22 protein-coding genes are annotated in these 23754 nt (G+C 62.8%); 7 read left to right on the forward strand and 15 right to left on the reverse strand.

Annotated features, from left to right (window positions below; genetic code table 11):
* From AC1RQ5_RS12230 to AC1RQ5_RS12245, 4 genes are all read left to right on the forward strand, one after another.
* Entirely contained in the window at positions 1 to 639 is a 639-nt protein-coding gene (locus AC1RQ5_RS12230; protein WP_493203397.1) for an NrsF family protein, read from the forward strand.
* 161 nt (positions 640 to 800) lie between these two features.
* Entirely contained in the window at positions 801 to 1805 is a 1005-nt protein-coding gene (locus AC1RQ5_RS12235; RefSeq protein ID WP_493199231.1) for a hypothetical protein, read from the forward strand.
* Positions 1806 to 1934: 129 nt separating this feature from the next.
* The gene (locus tag AC1RQ5_RS12240; protein WP_493199232.1) at positions 1935 to 3668 is read left to right on the forward strand and encodes a type I secretion system permease/ATPase; all 1734 of its coding nucleotides are present in this window, start codon (positions 1935 to 1937) and stop codon (positions 3666 to 3668) included.
* Entirely contained in the window at positions 3661 to 4968 is a 1308-nt protein-coding gene (locus AC1RQ5_RS12245) for an HlyD family type I secretion periplasmic adaptor subunit (protein ID WP_493199233.1), read from the forward strand. Before AC1RQ5_RS12240 ends, AC1RQ5_RS12245 begins: the two co-directional genes overlap by 8 nt.
* Positions 4969 to 5092: 124 nt before the next feature.
* On the opposite strand, the gene AC1RQ5_RS12250 is transcribed toward AC1RQ5_RS12245, so the two are convergent.
* The 3 genes from AC1RQ5_RS12250 to AC1RQ5_RS12260 all read right to left on the reverse strand — a co-directional run bounded on the left by AC1RQ5_RS12250 (position 5093) and on the right by AC1RQ5_RS12260 (position 8588).
* The gene (locus tag AC1RQ5_RS12250; protein ID WP_493199235.1) at positions 5093 to 6076 is read right to left on the reverse strand and encodes an NAD-dependent epimerase/dehydratase family protein; all 984 of its coding nucleotides are present in this window, start codon (positions 6074 to 6076) and stop codon (positions 5093 to 5095) included.
* Positions 6077 to 6247: 171 nt separating this feature from the next.
* Positions 6248 to 7360, reverse strand: a complete 1113-nt coding sequence (locus AC1RQ5_RS12255; protein ID WP_493199236.1) for a DUF2336 domain-containing protein — start codon at positions 7358 to 7360, stop codon at positions 6248 to 6250.
* Positions 7361 to 7439: 79 nt separating this feature from the next.
* Positions 7440 to 8588 carry a GGDEF domain-containing protein gene (locus tag AC1RQ5_RS12260; protein ID WP_493199238.1) on the reverse strand — a complete coding sequence of 383 codons (1149 nt, stop codon included), beginning with the start codon at positions 8586 to 8588 and terminating at the stop codon, positions 7440 to 7442.
* A 418-nt stretch (positions 8589 to 9006) separates the two neighbouring features.
* Here AC1RQ5_RS12260 and AC1RQ5_RS12265 point away from each other — a divergent pair, with 418 nt between their 5' ends.
* From AC1RQ5_RS12265 to AC1RQ5_RS12275, 3 genes are all read left to right on the forward strand, one after another.
* Positions 9007 to 9576 (forward strand): sigma-70 family RNA polymerase sigma factor, encoded by a 570-nt coding sequence (locus AC1RQ5_RS12265; protein WP_398477410.1) that lies wholly within the window; start codon positions 9007 to 9009, stop codon positions 9574 to 9576.
* Positions 9573 to 10373 carry a hypothetical protein gene (locus tag AC1RQ5_RS12270; RefSeq protein ID WP_493199239.1) on the forward strand — a complete coding sequence of 267 codons (801 nt, stop codon included), beginning with the start codon at positions 9573 to 9575 and terminating at the stop codon, positions 10371 to 10373. Before AC1RQ5_RS12265 ends, AC1RQ5_RS12270 begins: the two co-directional genes overlap by 4 nt.
* 525 nt (positions 10374 to 10898) lie before the next feature.
* Entirely contained in the window at positions 10899 to 11453 is a 555-nt protein-coding gene (locus AC1RQ5_RS12275; RefSeq protein ID WP_398477414.1) for a TIGR03809 family protein, read from the forward strand.
* Positions 11454 to 11516: 63 nt separating this feature from the next.
* Here the strand turns inward: AC1RQ5_RS12275 and AC1RQ5_RS12280 are convergent, their stop codons facing one another.
* The 12 genes from AC1RQ5_RS12280 to folK all read right to left on the reverse strand — a co-directional run bounded on the left by AC1RQ5_RS12280 (position 11517) and on the right by folK (position 23753).
* The gene (locus tag AC1RQ5_RS12280) at positions 11517 to 12878 is read right to left on the reverse strand and encodes a TIGR03808 family TAT-translocated repetitive protein (protein ID WP_493199241.1); all 1362 of its coding nucleotides are present in this window, start codon (positions 12876 to 12878) and stop codon (positions 11517 to 11519) included.
* A gap of 333 nt (positions 12879 to 13211) precedes the next feature.
* Positions 13212 to 13475: a hypothetical protein gene (locus AC1RQ5_RS12285; RefSeq protein WP_398477418.1), complete on the reverse strand. Its 264-nt coding sequence runs from the start codon at positions 13473 to 13475 to the stop codon at positions 13212 to 13214.
* A gap of 127 nt (positions 13476 to 13602) precedes the next feature.
* A complete protein-coding gene (locus AC1RQ5_RS12290) occupies positions 13603 to 14853 on the reverse strand; it encodes a multidrug effflux MFS transporter (RefSeq protein WP_493199243.1) in 1251 nt (416 codons plus the stop codon).
* A 225-nt stretch (positions 14854 to 15078) separates the two neighbouring features.
* On the reverse strand, positions 15079 to 15708 hold the full coding sequence (locus tag AC1RQ5_RS12295; RefSeq protein WP_493199244.1) for a pyroglutamyl-peptidase I: 630 nt from the start codon (positions 15706 to 15708) through the stop codon (positions 15079 to 15081).
* A gap of 118 nt (positions 15709 to 15826) precedes the next feature.
* Complete coding sequence (gene meaB / locus AC1RQ5_RS12300; protein ID WP_493199246.1) at positions 15827 to 16816, reverse strand: methylmalonyl Co-A mutase-associated GTPase MeaB; 990 nt, start codon at positions 16814 to 16816, stop codon at positions 15827 to 15829.
* A complete protein-coding gene (locus AC1RQ5_RS12305) occupies positions 16813 to 17604 on the reverse strand; it encodes an RsiV family protein (protein ID WP_493199247.1) in 792 nt (263 codons plus the stop codon). The genes meaB and AC1RQ5_RS12305 overlap by 4 nt, the downstream gene beginning before the upstream one ends.
* Positions 17601 to 17936 (reverse strand): HepT-like ribonuclease domain-containing protein, encoded by a 336-nt coding sequence (locus AC1RQ5_RS12310; protein WP_493199249.1) that lies wholly within the window; start codon positions 17934 to 17936, stop codon positions 17601 to 17603. Before AC1RQ5_RS12310 ends, AC1RQ5_RS12305 begins: the two co-directional genes overlap by 4 nt.
* Entirely contained in the window at positions 17936 to 18253 is a 318-nt protein-coding gene (locus AC1RQ5_RS12315; protein ID WP_493199251.1) for a nucleotidyltransferase family protein, read from the reverse strand. The genes AC1RQ5_RS12310 and AC1RQ5_RS12315 overlap by 1 nt, the downstream gene beginning before the upstream one ends.
* Positions 18254 to 18288: 35 nt before the next feature.
* Positions 18289 to 20445, reverse strand: a complete 2157-nt coding sequence (gene scpA, locus AC1RQ5_RS12320; RefSeq protein WP_493199253.1) for a methylmalonyl-CoA mutase — start codon at positions 20443 to 20445, stop codon at positions 18289 to 18291.
* Positions 20446 to 20570: 125 nt separating this feature from the next.
* Complete coding sequence (locus AC1RQ5_RS12325) at positions 20571 to 21038, reverse strand: GFA family protein (RefSeq protein ID WP_398477435.1); 468 nt, start codon at positions 21036 to 21038, stop codon at positions 20571 to 20573.
* 3 nt (positions 21039 to 21041) lie between these two features.
* Positions 21042 to 22907, reverse strand: a complete 1866-nt coding sequence (locus AC1RQ5_RS12330) for a methylmalonyl-CoA mutase family protein (protein WP_493199255.1) — start codon at positions 22905 to 22907, stop codon at positions 21042 to 21044.
* 354 nt (positions 22908 to 23261) lie between these two features.
* Entirely contained in the window at positions 23262 to 23753 is a 492-nt protein-coding gene (gene folK, locus AC1RQ5_RS12335; RefSeq protein ID WP_493199256.1) for a 2-amino-4-hydroxy-6-hydroxymethyldihydropteridine diphosphokinase, read from the reverse strand.
* Between the last annotated feature and the right edge of the window lies 1 nt (position 23754).

Below are 23754 nucleotides of genomic sequence, written 5' to 3' on the forward strand. Positions count from 1 at the left end.
ATGGATACCGACCGCTTGCTCCTGGCGCTCGCCGCCGACAATGATCACCGGCCGCAGCCGGTACGCACGCAACTGGCCGTGGCTCTACTCATCGCACTGCCAGTGGTCGCAGCGATGATGCTTGTCACCATCGGCCTGCGTCCGGATTTCATGGCCGCGATGCGCAATCCGTTCTTCGATCTGAAATTCGTCATCGCGCTGGCGCTGGCGATTCCCGCCATCGTCATCAGCGTGCATCTGTCGCGGCCCGAGGCCGTGCTCGGTCGCTGGGTGTGGATGCTGCTGCTGGCACCTTTCATCCTGATCGGCGCCATCATTGCCGAGATGATGATGCCGCAGCGCTCGCCGATGATGACTCGGATGGTGGGCAAGGGCGCGATGCTATGCACGGCGGCGATCTCACTGCTGTCGCTGCCGATCCTCGGCGCCGCCTTGTGGGCGCTGCGACAGGGCGCAACGGCGCGTCCGGCTTTTGTCGGCGCACTGGCGGGCCTGATGTCGTCGGGATTGGCTGCCACCGTCTATGCCACGCATTGCACCGACGACTCGCCGCTGTTCGTCGCAGTTTGGTACACGATCGCGACGGCGGCCGTGACGACGCTTGGCGCATTCGCCGGCACGCGTGTGCTGCGCTATTGATAGAACACACGGCGTTCCATCTATCTAAGACTTTCACAAACTCCGCTCGATCCGCGTAGCCGTGCGTTACCCAACGAGCCCGTAGGTAGCATCCTCCCTGCAACAACCCGCACGACTTGTCGTTCTCGTTTCACGTCTGACCAAGCGTGGAGCTGCACCTCATGACGACACCTCTGAATGGAAGCGATAACAACCGGCTGGCCGAAGTGCTTGCCGGATCGGCCGCACTGTTATCAGGAACCAGCGCCGATGCCGCGTCTCAATTGTCTCTCACCGCATTGCTGAATGACGACGCCATCTCAGCAGACGCGAGCCTGGATGCCACGGCGTCGACGACGGACACGCATCCGCTCCTCGATCCGATCCAGCTTGATCTCTCTGCAGATGCGAGCGCCGATGCGTCGAGTCCCGATCTGTCTCACCTGCTCGGCATCGGCGACATCCTCAATGCGGAACCGGATTCGCAAATCGACCTGACGCACCTCCTGCAGCCGGCCACCCACACCGTGCAAAGCGTCGTCAGCGATCTGCACCTGCCGACCGATCTGCTCGGCGATCAGGGCGATCTCATCCAGTTGCCCCTCGATCTCACCCAGCAACTCACCGACACTGTTGCGCAAGGTGGAAGCCTTCTGCCAGCCGCCACAGGCAGTCACGCCGATCCAATCGGTGGCCTGCTCGGCGCGCCGTTGGGATTGTTGAGTGGGGGACTTCTGAATGGCGGCCTCGGCGACACGATCGAGCATGTCGGCGAGACCGTGGGCTCCGTCGTTCACGCCCTCGATGATCTGCTCGGCAATACCGGCCTGCTGGATCCCGTTGCCGATCTGGTCACCGGCCTGACCGGCAGCCTGCATGAGCTGCCAATCCTCGGTAACCTGCTCGGCGGCGCCAGCGGCGCGGGCGGCTCGCAAGGCGGCCTTCTCGGCGGTATCCTCGACATCCCCGGCCTCGGCGGTGCAGGAACAGACTCGCTCACCGGCACGCTGCTCGGGCCGCATGGCCTCGTGGGCGGTCTGCTCGGCGGTGAACTCCTCGGTGGCGAAGCGGCGTCCGACACTGCAACATCCGCTCACGCGGCCGCGCCGCTCGACCTCGGCGGCATCACCGATGCCCTGATCGGCGATCACGGCATTCTCGATCTGCACGGCACCCACATTCTCTGAGCCGCAATACACCGGCAGGGGCAGCGATGCCTCTGCCGGTGCCGCGCACATCCCCCATCACCCGGTGCGTCAGCCGAGAGGATGTCAATGAGTAGCCTGCGTTTTCGGCCGTCAGCGTTGCCGGCCCCCATGCGTTCTGCCCTTGGCGAAACACGTATTGCATTGATTGCGGTTGCGAGTGCGAGCTTCATCGTCAATCTGTTGATGCTGGTCGGCCCGCTTTTCATGCTGCAGGTCTATGATCGCGTGCTGCCGAGCCGCAGCCTGTCCACGCTGATCGGCCTGTTGCTGATCGCGGTCACGCTGCTGCTGATCCAGGCTGCCGTGGATGTCATGCGCAGCCGCCTGCTGGCGCGCATGGGCGATGGATTCGATCAGTCCATCCGCGGTGCCGTGTTCGATTGCGTGCAGCACCAGGCGCTGACCAAACCCGGCACCGATGGGCTGCAAAACATTCGCGATCTCGACACGGTGCGCGGCTTTATGTCCGGCAGCGGTCTCATTGCCGCCTGCGATCTGCCGTGGACGCCGCTCTACATCCTCGTCTGCACGCTGTTTCATCCGCTGATGGGCGCCGCCGTCGCTATCGGTGCGATCATGCTTGGCGCCATCACCTGGGCATCGGAGACTTTCAGCCGCAATCCCACGCAGGCGCTGGTCGGGCTTGCCTCGGCGCGGCGCAGCATGTCGGAGACCGTGTTCAATCATGCGGAGGTCGTGCATGCGCTCGGCATGAAGCGCCGCATGGGCGATCTCTGGGCCGGGCGCACCGATGCGTTTCTCGACGGCCAGCGTGCGACGTCGGATCTCACCGGCGGCTTTGGCAGCGCGTCGCGTTTCCTGCGCATGATCCTGCAATCCGGCGTGCTGGCGCTCGGTGCCTGGCTCGTGATCAATCAGCAGGCCACACCGGGCGTGATGCTCGCTGCCACCATCCTGTCGATCCGCGCGCTGGCGCCGATTGAACTGGCCATCGCCAATTGGCGCGGCTTCATTGCAGCACGCGCCAGCTTCGAGCGCCTCAGCGACGCGCTGGCATCGCTGCCGGCGAAGAAAGAGCCCGTCGATCTGCCAAAACCCACGCGACAGCTCCGTGTCAATTCCGTCAGCCTCACGGTGCCGCGCGCCGAAGCGCTGATCCTGCATGATGTCTCCTTCGCCTTGCAGGCGGGCAGTGCGATGGCGGTGGTTGGCCCCAGTGGTTCCGGCAAATCCACGCTGGCGCGCGCGCTGGTTGGCATCATGCCGCCGGTGCGCGGTGTCATCCGCATCGATGGCGCGGCACTGGCGCAATGGGATCCGCAGGCGCTCGGCGCGTGGATCGGCTTTCTGCCACAGGATGTCGCACTGTTTCGCGGCACCGTGGCGCAGAACATCTCGCGCTTCGCCGCTGAGGGCGATGCCGAGCGCCTGCTTGCGGCCGCCCAGCAGGCCGGCGTGCATGATCTGATCCTGCGGCTGCCCAATGGCTATGAAACGGAAGTCGGCGAGGGCGGTCTGATGCTGTCAGGTGGTCAGCGCCAACGCATCGCGCTGGCGCGTGCGCTTTATGGTGATCCCTTCCTCGTCGTGCTCGACGAGCCCAATTCCAATCTCGACAGCGAAGGCGAGCGCGCCTTGGTGCGGGCCATTGCTGGTGTGCGGCAGCGCGGCGGCATCGTGGTGGTGATCGCGCATCGGCCAGCGCTGCTGGCGGTGGTGGATCACATGCTGGTGCTCAATGAAGGCCGGCAACAGGCTTTTGGAAAGACCGATGCAGTGTTGCCGCTGCTGGCACCAAAGCCTGTAGCGCAGCCGGTCGCAGCCAACGAACAGCCCGCGGCAGAGCACAAGGGCAGAAAGCGTGCGGTAGCCCATGAGTAGGGATGTGGCGCAGACCAAGCAGTCGATCCGTCGCCATATGTTCGCGGTCGGTGGTGCGGCGATCTTCATGGTCGCCAGCATGGGCATCATGGGCGCGGCAACGGACATGTCGGGCGCGATCATTTCGAATGGTTCGCTGGTCGTGGAATCCAGCGTCAAGAAGGTACAGCATCCCGCCGGCGGCGTGGTGAAGAACTTGTTGGTGAGCGAAGGCGCGCAGGTGAAAAGCGGCGATCTGCTGATCCGCCTCGACGAAACCGTGGCGCAAGCCAATCTCTCCGCCGTCACCAAGAGCCTGTGGGAGCTTGAAGCACGCCGTGCGCGGCTGCAAAGCGAACGCGACGGGCTCGCCGAGATCGGCTTTCCCGAGGAACTGACATCCTTGCCGGAGGAGTCCCCGGCGCGCGTGATCATGTCGGCGGAGCAGCGTTTCTTCCAGCTCCGGCACGATGCATCGGATGGGCAGCGGCATCAATTGCGCGAGCAGGTGTCGCAGCTTAAGGAGCAGATCACCGGTCTCGACGATCAACTGACTGCGAAGAAGCAGGAGGCGGAGCTGCTGGCCAAGGAACTCGTTGGCGTCGAGCAGTTATGGGAGCAGCGGCTGGTTTCCATCACCCGCCTCGTCACCTTGCAGCGCGACTCCGCGCGGCTGCTGGGCGAGCGCGGCCAGCTCACGGCCTCCATCGCTCAAGCCAAGGGCAAGATCTCCGAGACCGAGTTGAAGATCATGCAGATCGATCAGGATTTTCGCAGCGATGTCGCCAAGGAGCTGGCAGATGTCCGTGCCAAATATGCCGAGACTTTCGAGAAGAAGGTCACCGCGCGCGATCAGGCCGAGAAGCTGGAAATTCGCGCGCCGCAGACGGGTCTGGTGCATGATCTCAACGTCCACACCGAAGGCGGCGTCATCGCCGCCGGCGAGACCGTGATGATGATCGTGCCGGACAGCGACAGCCTGATTGTCGAGACCCGCGTGCCGCCGCAGGAGATCGATCAGGTCAAGCTCGGCCAGAACGCGGTGCTGCGCTTCACCAATTTCAACCAGCGCACCACGCCGGAGATCGATGGCGTGGTCTCCCGCATCGGCGCCGATGTGTCGCGCGAGGACAAAAGTGGGCCGACTTATTTCGTGGTCCGTATTGCCATCGGTCAGGACCAGATCAGCAAATTCAACGGCACCAAGCTGATGCCCGGCATGCCGGTGGAAGTGTTCATCCGTACAGGAGAGCGGACGCTGCTATCCTACCTGATGAAGCCGATGGCTGATCAGATGCACCGGGCGTTCAGGGAGAAGTGATACTCTAACCCTCATCCTGAGGAGCGGCCGAAGGCCGCGTCTCGAAGGATGTCCACAAGCTCCGAGCCAGTCCAGCTCATGTTCGAGACGGCGCTTACGCGCATCCTCACCATGAGGGGCGGCGCTAGGCCGCCGAGATCTTCGCCTGCGTCCCCAAATGCCGCTGATAGCTCATGATGATCTCGTCAAACGTCTTGTCTGCGACCACACCAACGAGTGGCGCGCGTGTCGAGACAAAACCCTTCGGCCAGCCATCGACGATCCTCTTCAAATCCGCATCTGGCTCGAACGTCACGCGCGGCGCCACCTCTGCCACGATGTTCAGCGCAGTGACGATGTCGTCCATGCTCACCGTGAGCGCCGGCTGATTGAGCACGCGCTTGCCACGCAATGCCGCCGTATCGGCATCATGCAGCGTGATCAGGTTGCGCACCACCGTATCCACCGACACCACCGGCACTTTGGTATCCGGCCGCAGTGGACATATCGACGGCTTGCCGGCGACGCTGTCGCGCACCAGGCCGGCGATGCGGTCGGAAACCGAATTGGTGGGCGGGCCCGGATGCACCAGCACGATCGGCAACCGCAATGCGCGGGCATCGATCACGCCATGCCGCGTCGCATCGGCCAGCATCAGTTCGGCAATGGCCTTGTGCGTGCCATAGGAGGTCTGTGGTTTCTGCAGGTGATCGTCATCGACATTGTCGGGCAGCAGCCCGCCGAATACGGCGATCGAACTCGGGAAGATGAAGCACGGCGGTGACGTGTCGCTGCCGACGGTCTCGATCAAAGCGGCGAGAGACGAGACATTGACGGCGAGGGCGGCGGCAGGATCTTCCTCGGCAGCACTGGTCAGCACGGCGGCAAGATGAAACACGCTATGCGGTTTCCAGGCCGCGATCTGCGCACGCGTATCGCGATCGGAAATATCCGCCTGCATGCGCGTGAGGCGCGGATCGGATGTTGCGGGCAGATATGTATCCAGCAACAGGATCTCGTCGATCCGCTCGCTCTCGCCTTTGGCATTCTTCAGCGCACCGCCTTGCAACAGCGCTGCGGTAAGTGTCGTGCCGATGAAGCCACCGGCGCCTGTAATCAACACACGCATGGAGTCCGCCCTGTTGTCGTTGCGCTCTTGCGGCGTTGATCGCCGCGACGGCATCACTATCAACGCCTACCGAGGCAAGTCGATGCCTGCTGGGCGAATGGCAGCTCAGCGCAATTGGTGTTGCTGTCGATGCGGGCGATGGCACAGACTGCCGCGCGGAGCGGCGCGTGGTCAGGCGACGGATGTATCCGCCGTCGCCTGCTGCATGCGGTGGAAGCGCAGCACCTGCTGGGCGGTCGACGGCCGCAAGCGTTCATAAGTGTCGCGCTCGGCAATGTTTTCGGACAGCGGCTGGTTCGCCAGTCGCTGCCTGAGGTCGATGATCGCCTTGACGGTGGGCCATGAGAAGTTGGCGACCTTCGACAGGATGAGGATGCCTTCGTTGCTGGCCTCGATCATCATGGCTTCGACAACGGATACCGGCACGTGGGCCAGGCATGCGATCGCTGCATTGGCCTCGTCGAATTTGTCATTGATGGCGAATTTGAGCACCTCGTTCTCGTCGAGGCGGCCGTCCTTGTAGAGCAGGCGCACCAGCTCATGGGAGATTGCGGCTTCTTCGCTCAGCGTGGCCGATGCCGAGCGTGTCTGTCGCGTAGCCTTCTGGATCGCGGCGGAGATCTCGCCGGCGAGCTTCGGATTGGCGGCTGCCATCCGCGCGCGCACCGATGCCGAGGCGCGGCTGATCAGTTTCAGCAGATGATGGCGCGGGATCGACGGACGCAAGGCGACGCAGGAGGCGATGCCGTCGCTGGTTTCGGCGCGTTGCACCAGCCGGTTGTAGCCCAGCTCGGAAAAGGATGCGCCCTGATTGTTGACGGTGCTCATGACCACCGCGTCATTGCCGCGCTCGACCAGGATCTCGGTGACGGCGCCGCTCAATGTCTTGCGCGTCGAAATCGCCATCAGGTGCCCCTGGCTCTTGGTGCGGGCATTCTCGATCAGCGCATTTTCGTCGAGCTGGCTTGACTGTGACAGCAGCGGGGCTGCGACTTCGACAAGATCGTCGAAAGCGAGGCTGCGCACCACGCGCGGCGGCGCACTGCTGGCAAGGCCGAGACGTTGGGCGAGCAGAATCTTGGTATGGGATTCCAGATGGTCGATCAGGCATTCGAACACATCGTCGAACACGGCGATCTGTGCCGCCGAGTATTCCGCGGCATGATCGATGAACAGATCGGTGACCTGGCGCAACATGTCGACACGGCGTGCGACATTTCCATGCGCTAATGCGGTCTGCAGGTCATCCAGCAGATTGGCCGATAACGGCGATTTGAAAACCATGACTCTGTCCTAGAGCATTCAAAACAGGCGCCCGTTCTCGGTCGCCCAGGGGTGGTCAAACAGTGGTCGTCAAAAAAGATCAGGCGGCTGCAATACGGTTCCGGCCGCGCTCCTTGGCTGCGTAAAGGGCAATGTCGGCGCGAGCAAGCAGGGATTCCGATGTCTCGCTTGCGCGAAGAGTCGCAACACCCGCCGAGATGGTGACGGTCAGCCCGTCGGAGAACGCGCTCCAGTCGAGCGTCTCGACAATGACACGCAACCGATCGAGCATCCGCGTGGCGCTGTCATGCGAGGTCTCCGGCAGCAACATCAGAAATTCTTCGCCGCCGAAACGTCCGAATTTGTCGATGCCGCGGATATTGGCGAAGATGCTGATGGCAAAGGTGCGCAGCACCTCGTCGCCGGTGAGATGGCCGAACCGGTCATTGATCTGCTTGAAATGGTCGAGATCGATCAGCGCGATGCTGCAGGGCAAATCGTCCTGCTGGCAGCGGGCGATCTCGTCGTCGAGCAGCTTCATGATGCTGCGGCGGTTCAGCGCGCCGGTGAGCTCGTCGACTTCGGCCAGCTCCTCGATGCGCTTATAGGCGGTCTCCAGTGCGGCGCTGCGACGGAACAGACCATCGCGCACGCGGCTCGCGAAAATATTGATGAACATGATGCGCGCCAGCGTTGCCGCGAAGGTCAGCAGCGTCGCAAGCCGTTCGAGCGCATTGCCCGATGGCGCGACCAGCGGCAGGTCTGCCAGCAGATAGAGCGCGATGACGCCGCCGCTGATCATCATGCAAGCGATGGCACCGCGCAGCGGCTCGGCGCGGAAGGCGATGACATTGGCGATGAGAAAGAAAGCACAAAGAAAAACGACGGCGACCTGGGGCGCAGCATAGATGAAGCCCAGCATCATCGCGCAGGTCACGGCCGTATAGGGGGCTGCGAGGAAGTGATCCTTCCAGCGGTCGCTCAGCCCGCTTTCGGAAACCGCCATGAAGGCCGCAACCTTTGCGATCGCGCAGCAGGTGAACACCATCACCAGCGTCACGGAGATGGTGCCGGCTGCGGCGAAGACCGCAAGCAAGGCAATATTGATGACGTGGCTCGCGCCGGCCACGATGAAGGTCTGGCGCCGACGTCGCAACCGGCGCGCGCGCATCAGCGGCAACGACTCGCCGTCGACGGCTTCGAAATCGCCGTTTGCGGGATCGTAGAGTGAGCCGGCGATTACTGTCATCGATCCCAGTCATTGGGTTTCATAGATGGAACATTAGGTTCCAAAGCCTTTAAGTTTGGTATCTATGGACGCGCAACCGTCCTCGATCATTGGGCTATGTCACTAGATTGTCGAAAGAATTTCCCGTATCTGAGTAGGGTCGCCAGGCGGACCGCCGATCTGCGAGACTGAATCCGGCAGCAGATCGGGCAGGGAAGCTTGCCGCTGTCGATTTCGTAAGCTTGTTTGGGTGAATGATGCGGACATACTCGGAAACGAACGAGCTCTATGGTACCCATCCACCCACGCTTCCCAGCCGGAACGTCCCGCCGCGACCTTGTCGGCAGCCTGTGGTGTATTCCGCGCGATTTTGAGAAGAATTTGCCTTGCCAGTCGAACCTCTTGTGATTTCAACCCGACCAACCTTGCGAGACGGAAAGTGAGCGCGACCCAGGCGACATCAGATGAGACCCTGATCAGCCGGATTGCGCAGGGCGACCGTCTCGCGATGCAGGTGCTTTATGGGCGCCATCACGTCCGGGTGTTTCGCTTCGGCCTCAGGCTGGTGCGGAACGAAGCGATTGCGGAGGACCTTATCAGCGAGGTGTTCCTGGATGTGTGGCGTCAGGCCGGCAAGTTCGAGGGGCGTTCGGCCGTCTCGACCTGGTTGCTGGCCATTACGCGGTTCAAGGCGCTCTCCGCATTACGGAAGCGCAAGGATGCCGAACTGGACGACGAAACCGCCAATGCGATCGAGGACACGTCCGACGATCCTGAGGTGACCGTCCAGAAGAAAGATAAAGGTGACGCGTTGCGACGTTGTCTGTCGTCGCTGACCGCAGATCACCGCGAGATCGTTGACCTCGTCTACTACCACGAGAAATCCGTGGAGGAGGTGGCCGAGCTGATAGGAATTCCAGAGAACACCGTGAAAACGCGTCTGTTCTATGCGCGCAAGAAATTGGCCGAACTGCTGAAGGCAGCCGGCATTGAACGAGGCTGGCCATGATGGCGATGACCAACAAACTGCCGGAGCAGGAGCCGGGCGAGATCGAGGCCTTGCTGCCTTGGCACGCCGCAGGCACGCTCAGCGCGCGCGATGCGCGACGCGTCGAGGAGGCGCTCGCCCGCGATGCCGATCTGGCGCGCCAGTATGACGTGATCCGCGAGGAATATGCCGAGACCATCGCGCTGAACGAAAGCCTCGGCGCGCCCTCGGGCCGCGCCATGCAAAAACTGTTTGCCGCCATCGATGCCGAGCCTGTTCGCAAGGACACCTCGAAATCGGTCAGCTTCGGCTCGCGCCTTACGAGCTGGTTTGGCGGCCTGTCGCCGCGCACGCTGATGGCGGGCACTGCAATCGGCTGCCTCGCGATCATGCTGCAGGCCGGTGTGATCGGCAGCATCGTCATGCAGCGCGAGGAGGGCGGTTTCCGTCCGCTGAACCAGGAGGCCGTGGCGCCCAAGGCTGCCGCGCCCACCACGGCAGCGCCAAGCGTGGCGCCCGCTCCGGCCGTGCGCAGCGCGCCGGCGGTCACCACGCGATCGATGCAATCATCGGCGCCTGCGGTCGAAGCTGCTGTCGGCGGTCCAACGCGCCTGGACGTCCGCTTCGCCCCCACCGCGCGGATGTCGGACATCACCGCTCTGCTCGACGCCTATCAGGGCACGATTGTCGGCAATGATAAAAGCGGTCTGTTCCGTCTGCAGTTCGGCAGCCAGATCATGACCAAAGACCAGCAGGCCGGCCTGATCCGTCGTCTCGAAAACGAGAAAATCGTCAGCATGGCGGTGCCGGCGCAGTAGTTGGGCCGTAGGGCGGATGAGGCGAAGCCGTCATCCGCCGCGCTTCGCCACACCACTCGGTCCGTGGATGACGCTGCGCTCATCCGCCCTAGAATTGACCATCGAATTCTTTGAACGTTTTGCGCCCTGCGCGGACTCATGACCATGGGAGCGGCTTTCCCCTCCCCAGCGACGCCAGTCTTTGGCGCAAGCGCCCAATTGCGCCCCAGGTATCGCTCGACCCGTCCGGTTGTCCCCCCGGGCGGGTCTTTCCATTAACGGTGCGTTAACGATCTCAGGGTTAACAATGCACTAAGACGCTCTGTGAATTTGTTCCAACCTTCTGTGACATACAGCCATTCGCCGACTCGGCTTGACAGAAGAAGTGCAGATTTCACGGAGCTTTTGCGAGGCTTGCGCCCGGAAAATGACTTGTTCCGGACACATTTCGCTAGACTGAGAACGTTTTTCCACAGATCGTTCTCGCATTAACCGATCAGTGATTCTGTTGCGTTGATTCCGTTTTTCTCTTTCGCGGACATGCACATGTCATTGCATCCAGCACGCTTTCAGAATGCCTTGCCTTATCCCGGCGACCTCAAATCCCGCAAGGTCGTGCAGCGCTGGGCCGTCCTCGCTGAACAGCGTTTGAGCTACCTCACCGAATTGTTCGAGAGCGGCCGCTGGCGCCGCTTTCACACCGAAACCGATTTTCTCGACAATATCCAGGAAGCCAAGGATGCAGCCGAGCGTTGGCGGGCCTTGGCCAATGGTGAATATGTCGCGCCCGTGATCCGCGAGACGCCACGCGTTCAGCCGCTTGTTGCCGCCATCGAAATCGCAGCTGCCGAGGTTGCTGAAGCGACCGTGCAGCACGAGGCAGAAGTGCTGTCCTTCGAGGATCACGCCGCCCAACGCGACGCCGCGCGAAAGCCGCCGCTCGTCGCCATGAGCGAGGTGATCGTCGATCATTCCGCCGCAAACACTGTGGTGGAGATGCGCGAGATCGAGCCGCCGGTGCATGCGGTGTCGCCGCTCGATCTATTCGACCACGACGCTATCGTTGCCCGCTACCCTATGCTCCGCGCCGCAGCGATGTAACGCAACTGGCGCTGCAGGGTGGGCACGCTTCGCTTTGCCCACCCGACAATCGTCGCTCACCCGCTAACGCACGACATTCCCCGCCAATGCGATCTGCGCAAAAACCTGCGCGCCCTTGGCCGTAAGATCCGGCGTCGTTGGCTTGGCGTGATCGAGCCCGACCACGGCGCCGCGCGCAGCTCCCGAGATCATGTTGTTACTGACCAGCGCCGTGCCAGCGCCAGGCATCACAGACACGCCGATGCCGACAAAGGCATTGCGCACCACGTTTCCCGAGATCGCGATATCGCGCAGATAGCGGCCCCAGCCAGCGATGATGCCGCAGCTTGGCGCATTCTCCACCACATTGCCGCTCACCGTCGCATCAGCCTCCACATAGATGCCGACGCCGGCTTCGTCATCCGGGATCGTCCCGGCCGGCCGGCGCGGGATCAGGTTGCGGATGATATTGCCTTGCACGACGGCGATGCGTCCGCCTTCGTTGAAGTTGCAAACCGACACACCGAACGCCGCGCCATCCACCGTGTTGTTGGCAATCACGGCGCCCTCGAAGGCAAATTCCGAATACAGCGCGACTTCGCGGACCTGTGACACACTGTTGCCGGTGATGTGGATATTCGACGCCGAATTGCCGCGCACCGCCGAGTAATCGCAGTTTCTGATGCGATTGCCGGACACGATGACATTGCCGGCACGAAACGCATTGATGGCATTGCCATACTGGCCGGAGCCGCCGGGGCCGGCCTTGATGTCCTCGATGCGGTTGTCGATCACCTGCGTGCCGTCATCGCCGATGGCGCTGCGCAGGATCTCGATGCCGTTGCTGCGCGTATTGCTGATGGTATTTTGCGCCACCAGCAGGCCATTGCCGTCGAAGGACACGATGGCGGTGGTGGCGATATCGCTGAAGCCATTGCCGCGGATCGTGCCGGCGCAACGTTCGAGCCAGATGCCGGCATTGCCGCTTTTGAGGATGGTGCAATCCTCAAAGCGGATCTCGTTGCTTTGGCTGATCTGCACAAGGCCGGTGCGCGGCGCCAGCTTCGCATAATTGCCGTCGAGGGTGAGGCCGTTGAGGCTGAGATAGTCGGCGCCATCGGCTTGCAGCAGGGGTCCGCCGCCGAGCGAGGTGAGAGTGGTGGCGCCGCGAATGCCGACCAGTTGCGTGCCGCGCGAAAGCCTGAGCGGCCCGGTGCGATAATTGCCGGGCGGCAGCACCAGCGGCGCCTGCAGCCGCGTGGCATCATCGATGGCGCGCTGCAGGGCGCGGCTCTGGTCGTCCTGCGTATTCGAGCGCACGCCATATTGCGTGACATCGCGCCCGAGCGCCGAGGGCAGGGGTGCTGCTTCGGCACGCGATGCGATCAGCACGCCGGCGGCACCAAGCGCGGATGCGTTGAGGATCTGTCGGCGGTCGGTGATCATGGCGCGGTCCGATGGTGAAAGTCGGCCGAGCATACGCGATTGCGCGAGTGCATGAGGTGGCACCGCGAGGCACGGTTAATGGCCTGTCGTCCGTCCGGGACGGTCGCGATCGTCACGATTACCGGGCGGGATGCGATAAAATGCCATAAGGATGAGGCTCGCGCGGACAGTAGTGCTCTCCCTCAAGCGGCGAAACCGCGCAGTAGGGGGAGCCGGGCGGGGCGCCCCACGTGACGTCCGAGCCTGGGGAAGCACCCCACCCGTCTCGAACCCCACCCGTTCGATCCACCCTCCCCATTGGCTTCGCTCAGAGGAGGGAGAAGACCGAGCGCCTCAGACAGTGCGCCCCTTCAAAAGCAGCTGAAAATCCTTCTGCTCCTGCGCATCGCGCTCATTCTTCTCAGGACACTCGCCGGCTTCCGCCTGGCACGGCCGGATCTCGTAATCATTATCGAGAATGCGGCGTGGAGTCGGCTGGCCGCCGGCGCTCTCCACATCGGTAACCAGGCCGCTTTCGGATGCGAGTTTCCACACATCGGCTTCGGTTGGATAGGACTTGCTCAGTTTGGCGTCGTCGCAAAATAAGGCATAGGGCATCGGATCGCTCCGGAAAATCACGGGTGAATAACGTCCATCGCGGCGCCGGGTTTCTCACCGCGCACCGCAGGCATTCCAAAGGGCATTGCAGTTTTGCGCGGCTGCCAGCGGCTGCACGCGCAGGCGTTCAGCTCACCACTTTGTGAGACATGAACAGGCGACCTTTTTCCGCCACCAGCACCACCGCCAGAGCGATGAGCGTGCAGGCGAACAGGCCGGTCGTGAACGGCAACAACGTGCCGTCATAGTGCTGGCCGATGAACGCGCCGATGGCGATGCCAAGCAGAGTGGTCAGCGTGCCGTAAAGCGAGGAGGCCGTGCCGGCGATATGGCCTTGCGGCTCCATCGCGAGCGCCGTGAAATTCGAGAACATCAGGCCGAAGGCGAACATCATGATCATCGACAAGGCCATGAACAGCCACAGCGGCATGAAGCCCGCGAGCACGCCGAGCAGCATCAAGCTGCCGACGGTGACGAAGCCGAACAGCGCCGCATGTGAGATGAAACGCATGCCGAGCCGGTTGACGACACGCGAATTGAAGAACCCGGCAATCGCAACGCCGAAGGCGATGGAGGCGAAAGCGAGCGGAAAATAATGGCCGAGATGGAAGATCTCGGTGAACACCTGCTGCGAGGTGAAGACAAACGCGAACAGGGCACCCTGCAGGACACCGGCTGCGACGCCGTAACCGAGGGTCTGCCGATGGCTGATCGTCTGCCGATAGGCAAAGAGCACGTCCGGAATCGCCAGCGAACGGCGGTTGGCGACCGACAGTGTCTCCGGCAGGCGCCAGGCGCTCCAGGCAAAGGTCAAGAGGCCGTAGAGCATCAGCACGACAAAGATGCCGCGCCATTCGGTGAGTACCATCAGCGCCTGTCCGAAGGACGGCGCAATCACCGGCACCGAGATGAACACCATGATGGCGAGTGACATGACACCCGCCATGCTGCCGCCGGAATAGCAATCGCGCACGATCGAGACTGCGATGACGCGCGTCGCCGCGGTGCCCAGGCCCTGCAGCAGGCGGGCCAGCAGCAGCATCTCGAAGGACGGCGCAAACAGAGCCAGCACGCTGGCGATGCAATAGACGCCCATGCCCGCGAGCAGGATCGGGCGGCGACCATAGCGATCCGACAGCGGGCCGATGGCGAATTGCGCAAAGCCAAATCCGAGCAGGAACACCGACAGCACCGCCTGCAAGTGATTGCCATCGGCAATCTTGAAGGCGGCGCCGAGATGCGGCAGGGCCGGCAGCATGATGTCCATGGCGAGCGGATTCAGCGCCATGATCGCAGCGATCATGGCGACGAATTCGGCAAAGCGCATAGGGAGGTGCGCGGGCGAGGCCGCCGGCGCATCGGCATTGATATCGGTCACAAAACAGTCCCTGAAGATGGGCGTCATTTGATCGGTGATGCTGCGCTGCACAAGGCGGGTTTCGGCATGGCTGCCTCGCGAAAGCCGCCCGAATTGGGTAGTAATTATCGGGAATGCCCGAATTTCAGGCGATTTCCGTAGGGGATATGTAGGGTGGGCAAAGCGCAGCGTGCCCACCACCCCCTGCCGAGCGCGTGTTGGTGGGCACGCTACGCTTTGCCCACCCTACAAACGGGCCGTCCTGACGAGACGGACCATCTCCAGCAGAATAGCTTCGCCGGCATCGGTCAGCTCATCCACGCTCATCCGCCTGGAGGCCGTGTCGGCGGCCGTGAGCGGCACATGGACGAAGGCGGCAAGTTTGGGTCCACCGGGCGCACGGCTCGCCTCGATGGCCCGCCAGCACAGGTAATTGCAGAGATAGCGCCCAGCATCGCGGGAGGCGCGGACATCGACCCCGGTGAGGCGGGCAGCCTGCAGCAGGCGGGAGGTATGCGGCCCGAACATCTGTGCATCGGTGCCGGGCTCGATAAAGCCGCGGCGCACCGGCGTGCCATCGGCATCGGGCCACAGCATGGAGCGCGCATTGCGCGCCCGCGTCTCGATGCGGATGTAGGGTGTGCGCGCAGCGAGGCCGAAACTCAGCAATGCATGAGGGCGATGGCGCGCGATCAACTCGGGCAGTTCGCGATCGACGGTGGCATAGGTCACGTCGAAAATGTGAGGAATGCGGATGATGTCCGCGAATGCAGGACGCCGCAGCGTCGCGAGCGTCGTGACCAGCGGCATCGTCGGATTGACCGGCGCGCCGGGAAACGGGCCAAAGCCGGTCATGAGGATGCGTGGTGCGTTCATCGCCGCGCTCCGCAGCGTAGGATGGGTAGAGCGCAGGCGCAACGCGCCGGAGCGAAACCCATCACTCCACAGCATAATGGTGATGGGTTTCGCTTCGCTCTACCCATCCTACGCATCCTCAATCCTTCAGCAGATCCACGATGGTCTCCGCCGCAACCGCCGGCGTCATCTTGCCGTCGGCGACATCGCGCTCGGTCTGCTTGACCTTGCCGCGAATGATAGGATCGCTGCGCAGCCGCGCCTTGAGGCGATCCTCCAGCATGGTCCACATCCACTTCACCTGCTGCTCGCGCCGTCGCCCCGCGAAATCGCCCGACGCATTCATCGCCGTGCGATGCGCGACGACTTTCTCCCACAGTTCGGCGATACCCGTCTTCGCGAGCGCCGAATAGGTGACCACCGGCGGATGCCAATGCTCGGATCGCGGCGCGAGGATATGCAGCGCGCCCCGATAGTCGCCCGCGGTGATATTGGCGCGCTTGAGATTGTCGCCATCGGCCTTGTTGATGGCGATCATGTCCGCGAGTTCGATCAGGCCCTTCTTGATGCCCTGCAACTCGTCGCCGCCACCCGGCAGCATCAAGGCGAGGAAGAAGTCGGTCATGTCGCAGACCGCCGTCTCGGACTGGCCGATGCCGACCGTTTCGACCAGCACCACATCGAAGCCGGCAGCCTCGCACAACAGCATCGCCTCGCGCGTCTTCGCCGCCACGCCGCCCAGCGTGCCGGACGATGGCGAGGGACGGATGAACGCATCGGGATGTGCGGACAGATCGTTCATCCGCGTCTTGTCGCCGAGGATCGAACCGCCGGTCCGCGCCGAGGAGGGATCGACAGCAAGCACGGCGACTTTGTGGCCCTGTTCGATCAGATACATGCCGAGCACATCGATCGTCGTCGATTTGCCGACACCGGGCGAACCCGTGATGCCGACACGAAATGCCTCGCCGGTATGCGGCAGCAGCGCCTGTACAAGTTCACGCGCCGCCGCCTGATGATCCGCACGGCGGCTTTCCACCAGCGTGATCCCCCGTGCCAGTGCTGCGCGGGAGCCGGCGCGGATGTCGCGGGCGAGGGCGTCGATCTCGATGGGTTTTGCGGGCGTCACTGTGGCTTGTCACTCGCTTGAGGCGACTGAGCGCCACCGAAGATCGCCGTGCCCTCCGCCGAGAGATAGGGCTTCAGTGTCTCCCAGGGCACGAAGGCGGTGTAGTCGCCCTCCGCATAGGCACCGACCGCGTAAGGGCTGTAGTGGAAGGCCAGGCCCGAACTCTTGCCGGCAACCGTCGAAGGTGCCAGCGACACCGGGCCGATGGTCAGCAGCTTCGGCTCCAGCGCATCGACGAGGCTCATATCCGGATTGTCGCCGTCGCGCTTTTTCTTTTCGATCTTGAGATCGGCCACGACCGCATTGCGGATCGCCGTCATCGCCGGCCCGCCATCGGCAAGCTCGGTGAAGAACGGCCGGATGCTGATCATTTTGCCGGCCTGCCTGTCCCACAGCAGCGTGTCGCTGCCATGATTGGGATGCGCGCCGCCGGTGTAGCTGAATTCGCCGCGAATGATGCTGGCATAGCGGGCGGCGACCAGCGCATCCTGCGTATAGCCGCGCTCAGAAGACCAAGGCCGGTTGCGGATATCGGCGGGCAGATCATTCATGTCCTTGCGCTGCGCAACAAGCTCTTTGAGCGTCTTGGCGGCCCATGTCTTGCCGGCCGCGGTCAGATACTTCAGCAGCGGCGCATCGGCCTTGATGGCGTCGTCGAAGGAGACGGTGACCTCGGTAAATTTGGCCTTGAGCAGGATATCGGGCTTGCGGTCGGCAGCGAGGGAGGATGTGGAATACAGGGCAAGCAGCAGCGCGCCGGAAAGCAAATGAGGAGAGACACGTTTCATTTGCGAATCTGACTTTCGACAAAGGCTTTGAGCGCAGGAAGATGATTGTGGATGATGTCCCAGAGCAAGTTGATCCGGGTTGTGTGATAGGCATGCCTGAGAATATTTGCGAAGCCGTTCATCTGGCGCCAATCAACCCCAGGGGCTTCCTGCTTCATCTCGGCTGGCAGCTTGAGAGCTGCTTCGCAACACATCTCGAGATATCGTTCGACAAGATGGCGGATGCGCCTTTCCCTGCTGAAGGTTTCGTAATCGACACCCTTCATGATGTCTTCGATCTCGGAAACGAAATCGAGAATGTCCGCAAACCTATCTTCCGTAGAGGGCGGCATCAAAACACCTCGATCAGATCGTCGGCCATACGCTCCCGGATGCGTGGGGTCAGTTCACCATCGGTCATGACATGGGGCCACACCCCGATGTCATCCTCGATCATGTTCATGACATTGAATATATTGAACGAGGCTCTGCCATTCTCGCGCGGCTTATACTCAACGAGAATATCCAGATCGCTATCCGGCCGCGCATCGCCGCGGACACGCGAGCCGAACACAGCCAGCCGCGTCACGCCCTCGGCCTTGATGGCAGGCGCCAGCGCTCGCAGTTTTGCGAGGATCGTGTCCAGGGAGATGTCGATCACCTCGGTCATCCCGTGACCCTATCACAAATGCTGTGACGCCGCAGCTACTCCGCTGCCTGACTATGCCCCAGCCGTGCATTCAGCTTGTGAATCAGCTCTTCCGCCGCTTCCGAGATCACCGTGCCCGGCGGGAAGATCGCCTCGGCACCGGCTTTGTACAGCTCTTCATAATCCTGCGGCGGCACGACGCCGCCGATGATGATCATGATGTCCTCGCGACCCTGCTTCTTCAGGGCCTCCTTCAACTCAGGCACCGCGGTGAGATGTGCGGCGGCGAGGGACGAGACGCCGAGAATGTGGACGTCGTTCTCCACGGCCTGACGGGCGGCCTCATCCGCGGTGGCGAAGAGGGGCCCGATATCGACGTCGAAGCCGACATCGGCGAAGGCCGAGGCGATCACCTTCTGGCCGCGGTCATGACCGTCCTGGCCGATCTTGGCGACGAGAATGCGCGGACGGCGGCCTTCGGCATCTTCAAACGTGTCGATCAGCGCCTGAACCTTGGCGACATTGTCGTTCATGGAGGATGCTTCCCGCTTGTAGACGCCGGTGATGGATTTGATCTCGGCGCGGTGGCGGCCGAACACCTTTTCCATCGCGTCGGAAATTTCGCCAACGGTGGCCTTGGCGCGGGCAGCGTCGATGGCCAGCGCCAGCAGATTGCCACTGCCTTCCTGCGCGCTGCGGGTGAGTGCGTTGATGGCGGCATCCACATCGGCCTGATTGCGCTCGCCGCGCAGGCGCTTGAGCTTGTCGATCTGCAAACGACGAACGTTTGAATTGTCCACCTTGAGCACGTCGATGGGCGTCTCGCTCTCGGGCTTGTATTTGTTGACGCCGATCACGGCCTGCCGACCGGCATCGATGCGCGCCTGGGTCTTGGCCGAGGCTTCCTCGATGCGGAGCTTGGGCACGCCGGCCTCGATGGCCTTGGCCATGCCGCCGAGTGCCTCGACTTCCTGGATGTGGCCCCAGGCCTTGACGGCGAGATCATGGGTCAGGCGTTCGACATAATAGGAGCCGCCCCACGGATCGATGATGCGGGTGGTGCCGGTTTCCTGCTGGATGAACAGCTGGGTATTTCGCGCGATGCGGGCGGAGAAATCGGTGGGTAGCGCCAGCGCTTCGTCGAGGGCATTGGTGTGCAGCGACTGCGTATGGCCTTGCGTCGCCGCCATCGCCTCGACGGTGGTGCGCATCACATTGTTGAACACGTCCTGCGCGGTCAGCGACCAGCCGGAGGTCTGCGAATGTGTGCGCAGGCTCAGCGACTTCGGATCCTTCGGATTGAACTGCGTCAGCAATTTCGCCCACAGCAGGCGGGCTGCGCGCATCTTGGCGACTTCCATGAAGAAGTTCATGCCGATCGCCCAGAAGAACGACAGCCGCGGCGCAAACTTGTCGACATCGATGCCCGCAGCCATGCCGGCGCGCAGATATTCGACGCCGTCGGCGAGCGTGTAGGCGAGTTCGAGATCCTGCGTCGCGCCGGCTTCCTGCATATGGTAACCGGAGATCGAGATCGAATTGTATTTCGGCATCCGCTGCGAGGTGTAGGCAAAGATGTCCGAGATGATCCGCATCGAGGGCGTCGGCGGATAGATATAGGTGTTGCGCACCATGAACTCCTTCAGAATGTCGTTCTGAATCGTTCCGGTGAGTTTTTCCGGCGGCACGCCCTGTTCTTCGGCGGCGGCGACATACAACGCGAGGATCGGCAGCACCGCGCCATTCATGGTCATCGACACGCTCATCTGGTCGAGCGGGATGCCGGCGAACAACGTGCGCATGTCGTAAATTGAATCGATGGCCACGCCGGCCATGCCAACGTCGCCGGCGACGCGTGGATGGTCCGAGTCATAGCCGCGATGGGTGGCGAGATCGAACGCGACCGACAGGCCCTTCTGGCCGGCGGCGAGGTTGCGGCGATAGAAGGCATTGCTGTCTTCGGCGGTGGAGAAGCCGGCATATTGCCGGATCGTCCATGGCTGGTTGACATACATGGTCGGGTAGGGGCCGCGCAGGAACGGCGCCGCGCCCGGCCATGTGTTCAGGAAGTCGATGTCTTTGACGTCGGCCTCGCCATAGGCCGGATTGACCAGAATGCCTTCCGGCGTCAGCCACGGATCGGCGCGGCCTGCGGGCGCAGCCGGGGAAATGGGCGCGAAAGCGATGTCGGCGAAATTCGGGATTTTGGTCATTTCCTCAGTCCTATCAGCCGTCATTGCGAGGAGCGTAGCGACGAAGCAATCCAGCCTTCGTTCGCGGCTTTCCGGATTGCTTCGCTTCGCTCGCAATGACGATCATTTTATTGTCTCGTTCGATCTCAATCATGATCCGGATGCTGATAGCTGAACACGTTCGCCATCTTTTCCGGTCCGTAATTCTGCGCTGTCGTCTTGCTCGGCAGGTTCGAGACATTGCCGACCCAGCCGAGACGTGACTCGCTGCCGAACTGCTTGGTCGGGACCACGCGGTCAGGGCGATCAAACGCGCCGGTCATGATCTCGATATTCGGGCCGTCGATGCGGCGATAGCTCAGTGGCGTGCCGCACTTCGCACAGAAGTCGCGCTCCGCAATGGATGACGACTTGAACGCCGACGGCGTGCCGCGGGTCCATGTAAATTGCTCGTGCGGGATGTCGGCCAGCGAGGCGAAAGGCGAGCCTGTCGCCTTCTGGCACATGCGGCAATGGCAAATGCTGACCCGTGTCGGCGCGGCGCTCAGCGCAAAGCGGATCGCGCCGCATTGGCAGCCGCCGGTCAGCATGGGTTTGCTCGCCACTGCCGTCATCACTCACTCCATCCGGGCATAGGCCTGCACCAGCATCGCCAGTGCATCGCCGCCTGCGACGATGAAATCCTGCACGCCGGCCGCGCGCAAGTCAGCTTCGAGATCGCCGGGGCGGCCTGCGAGATAGATATGTTTTGCGCCGGCCTTTTGCAGGGCCTGAGCGGCAGTAGCGGCATAGGCGGGATACTGCTTGTCCGAGGAGCAGATGCAGGCGAAGGCAGCGCCCGATGCTTTGAAGGCGTCGGCCAGTGCGGCTGGGTCCGTGAAGCCGTTGGTATCAATGGCCTCGATGCCGCCGGTCTCGAAGAAGCTCTTGGCAAAAGTGGCGCGGGCGGTGAAATCCGCGGGCGTGCCGAGATTGGCGAGAAACACCCGAGGCCGCGCGCCCTTGCAGGCGAGCAGGTGGTCCGACTTGTCGCGCAGTGCCTCGAATGGCTCGGCGAGACGGATCGGCTCCAGCGCGGGGAACTTGATCTTGTCCTTGCCATAGGGCTTGCCGGGGATCGGCTTCACTTTCAGCACGGAGGCGCGGGCCTCGCCCAGATTGGGAAACTCGCTGGCGCCGGTCAGCACGTCGCGGCGCTTGGCGACGGCAGCCTGTCGCGCCTTGCGGGTGGCGGCGACCTTGGGCTGGATCAGGTTGTTGCCGAGCGCATGGAAGACGCCGCTGGCCTTTTCGATTTCCTGGAATTGCGTCCAGGCGGCATCGCAGAGTTCGCGCGTCAGCGTCTCGATGCCACCGGCACCGGCCGCGGGATCGGTGACCTTGGCGAGGTTCGACTCTTCCAGCAGCACCAGCTGTGTGTTGCGCGCGATGCGGCGGGCGCCGGAGTCAGGCAGGCCGAGGGCCAGCGTATGGGGCAGCACGCTGATCGAATTGGCACCGGCGAGACCGGCGGAGAAGGTCGCCATGGTGGCGCGCAGCATGTTCACCGAGGAGTCGCGCTGGGTGAGCATGCGCCACGCAGTCTCGGCGGCAATGAACAGTGGCTTCGGCTTCAAACCGCAGCTTTCCTCGACGCGCGCCCATAGCAGGCGCAACGCGCGGAATTTTGCCATGGTCATGAACTGGTCGGCATCGGCGGCGAGCCGCGCATAGATCATGCCGCGTGCGGTTTCGAGCGGCACGTTGTGGTCTTCCAGTGCGCGCAGATAAGCGAGCATCGTGGCCAGAGTGTAGCTCAACTCCTGCACTTCGGAGCCACCGGCATCATGAATGATGCGACCATCGGCGACGGCGAACGGGCCTTTGAAACCCTGATCGGCAAGCTTCTTGATGGTGTCGGTGACAGCTGGCGCCATCTCCCACCAGTTATAGGCGCTGGTGCCCCAGACGGCGGTGGCGCCGATGGGATCGAGACCGAAGCGGATGTCACACTTCGCGGGATCGATGCCTTTGGCTGCGATGTAGTTGGCGAGCCAGGTGACGGCCATGCGCGATTGCGGGCCGGCCTGAATCTCGATGCCGATGCCGGCGTCGAGATAGATGCCGTCGAACAGCGTTGCGATTGTTTCTTCTGAAGCGACAAGGCCGAAGCCGCGCGCACCATTGGCGCCCTCGAACACCAGCGTCAGGCCGGTGGCGCCGTTTTCGAGATCGTGCAGGGCCTGGCGGTTCGATTTCGCTGCATCCGGGTGATCGATGCGCTGCATGACCTGCCATGGCGCGGCAGCGGGGCGGCCTGCGATCGGCTGCGCGTTCTCGGCGCGCTCATAGATCGGCTGGATGGCGATGCCGTCATAGGTCTTGCCGATCAGCTTTTCGAACGGCGCGCCTTTCAGCACGCCATCGACGAGCTTGCGCCAGTCGTCATGGGTCGCAGGCGCAAAATCGGCGGCCAGCCGCAGGTCGTCAGTCGCAGTCGACATGTGAAAAGGTTCACTCCCGGCAATGGTTCGTGTTTGACCGGAAAATGCCATGGGACGAAGGGGTTGCCAATGCCTGTTCAGGCATGGGGCTGCGCGGATTTGGGGCGGGAATTTCCAGATCTGGCGCTGGTTCCCTCTGCCCGCATCTTGCGCGGGGAGAGGGTGGCCGCGTGCAGCACGGTCGGGTGAGGGGCGGGGCAGGCGAGTAGTGCCAATCTGGTTTGAACGGGGCGCGTCGCGAGATCCGAGAGAACGTGAATGAGGTTAGCTCGGCGTGCCGCCCCTCACCCGCCGCGAAGGCGCGGCGACCTCTCCCCGCATAAGATGCGGGGAAAGGTTAGGAGAGGCCGGTGCCTAGTCCAGATCCGGCAGCTTCACGATGCCTTCGGTGGACAGCTTCGCCAGATGCTCAGCCACCGTCTTCCCCGCAATCACTCGCTCGGGCGCAATCTCGGCCAGCGGCACCAGCACGAAAGCGCGCTGTGTCGCGCCGGGATGCGGCAGCACCAGTTCCGGCTTCAGCATCACCACATCATCATAGGCGATCATATCGAGATCCAGCGGGCGTGGGCCCCAATGGCCCTCCGCGGCGCGGTTACGGCCAAATTTGTGCTCGATCCTGTGCAGCGTGAACAGCAGCGCGTGGGGATCGAGTTCGGTATCAATTTCGATCACCGCATTGATGAAATTGTCCTGCGGAACGTCGCCGACTGGTGGCGTCTCATAGTCGCTCGAGCGCGCGACAAGGCCGGCCTGGGTCATGCCGCAGATATTGCTGATGGCCTTGCGGAAGGTGGTGCGGACATCGCCGACATTGCCGCCGAGCGCGATCAGGACGCTGGCCATG

It is taken from the genome of Tardiphaga sp. GW821-FHT12E02 (assembly GCF_058807155.1).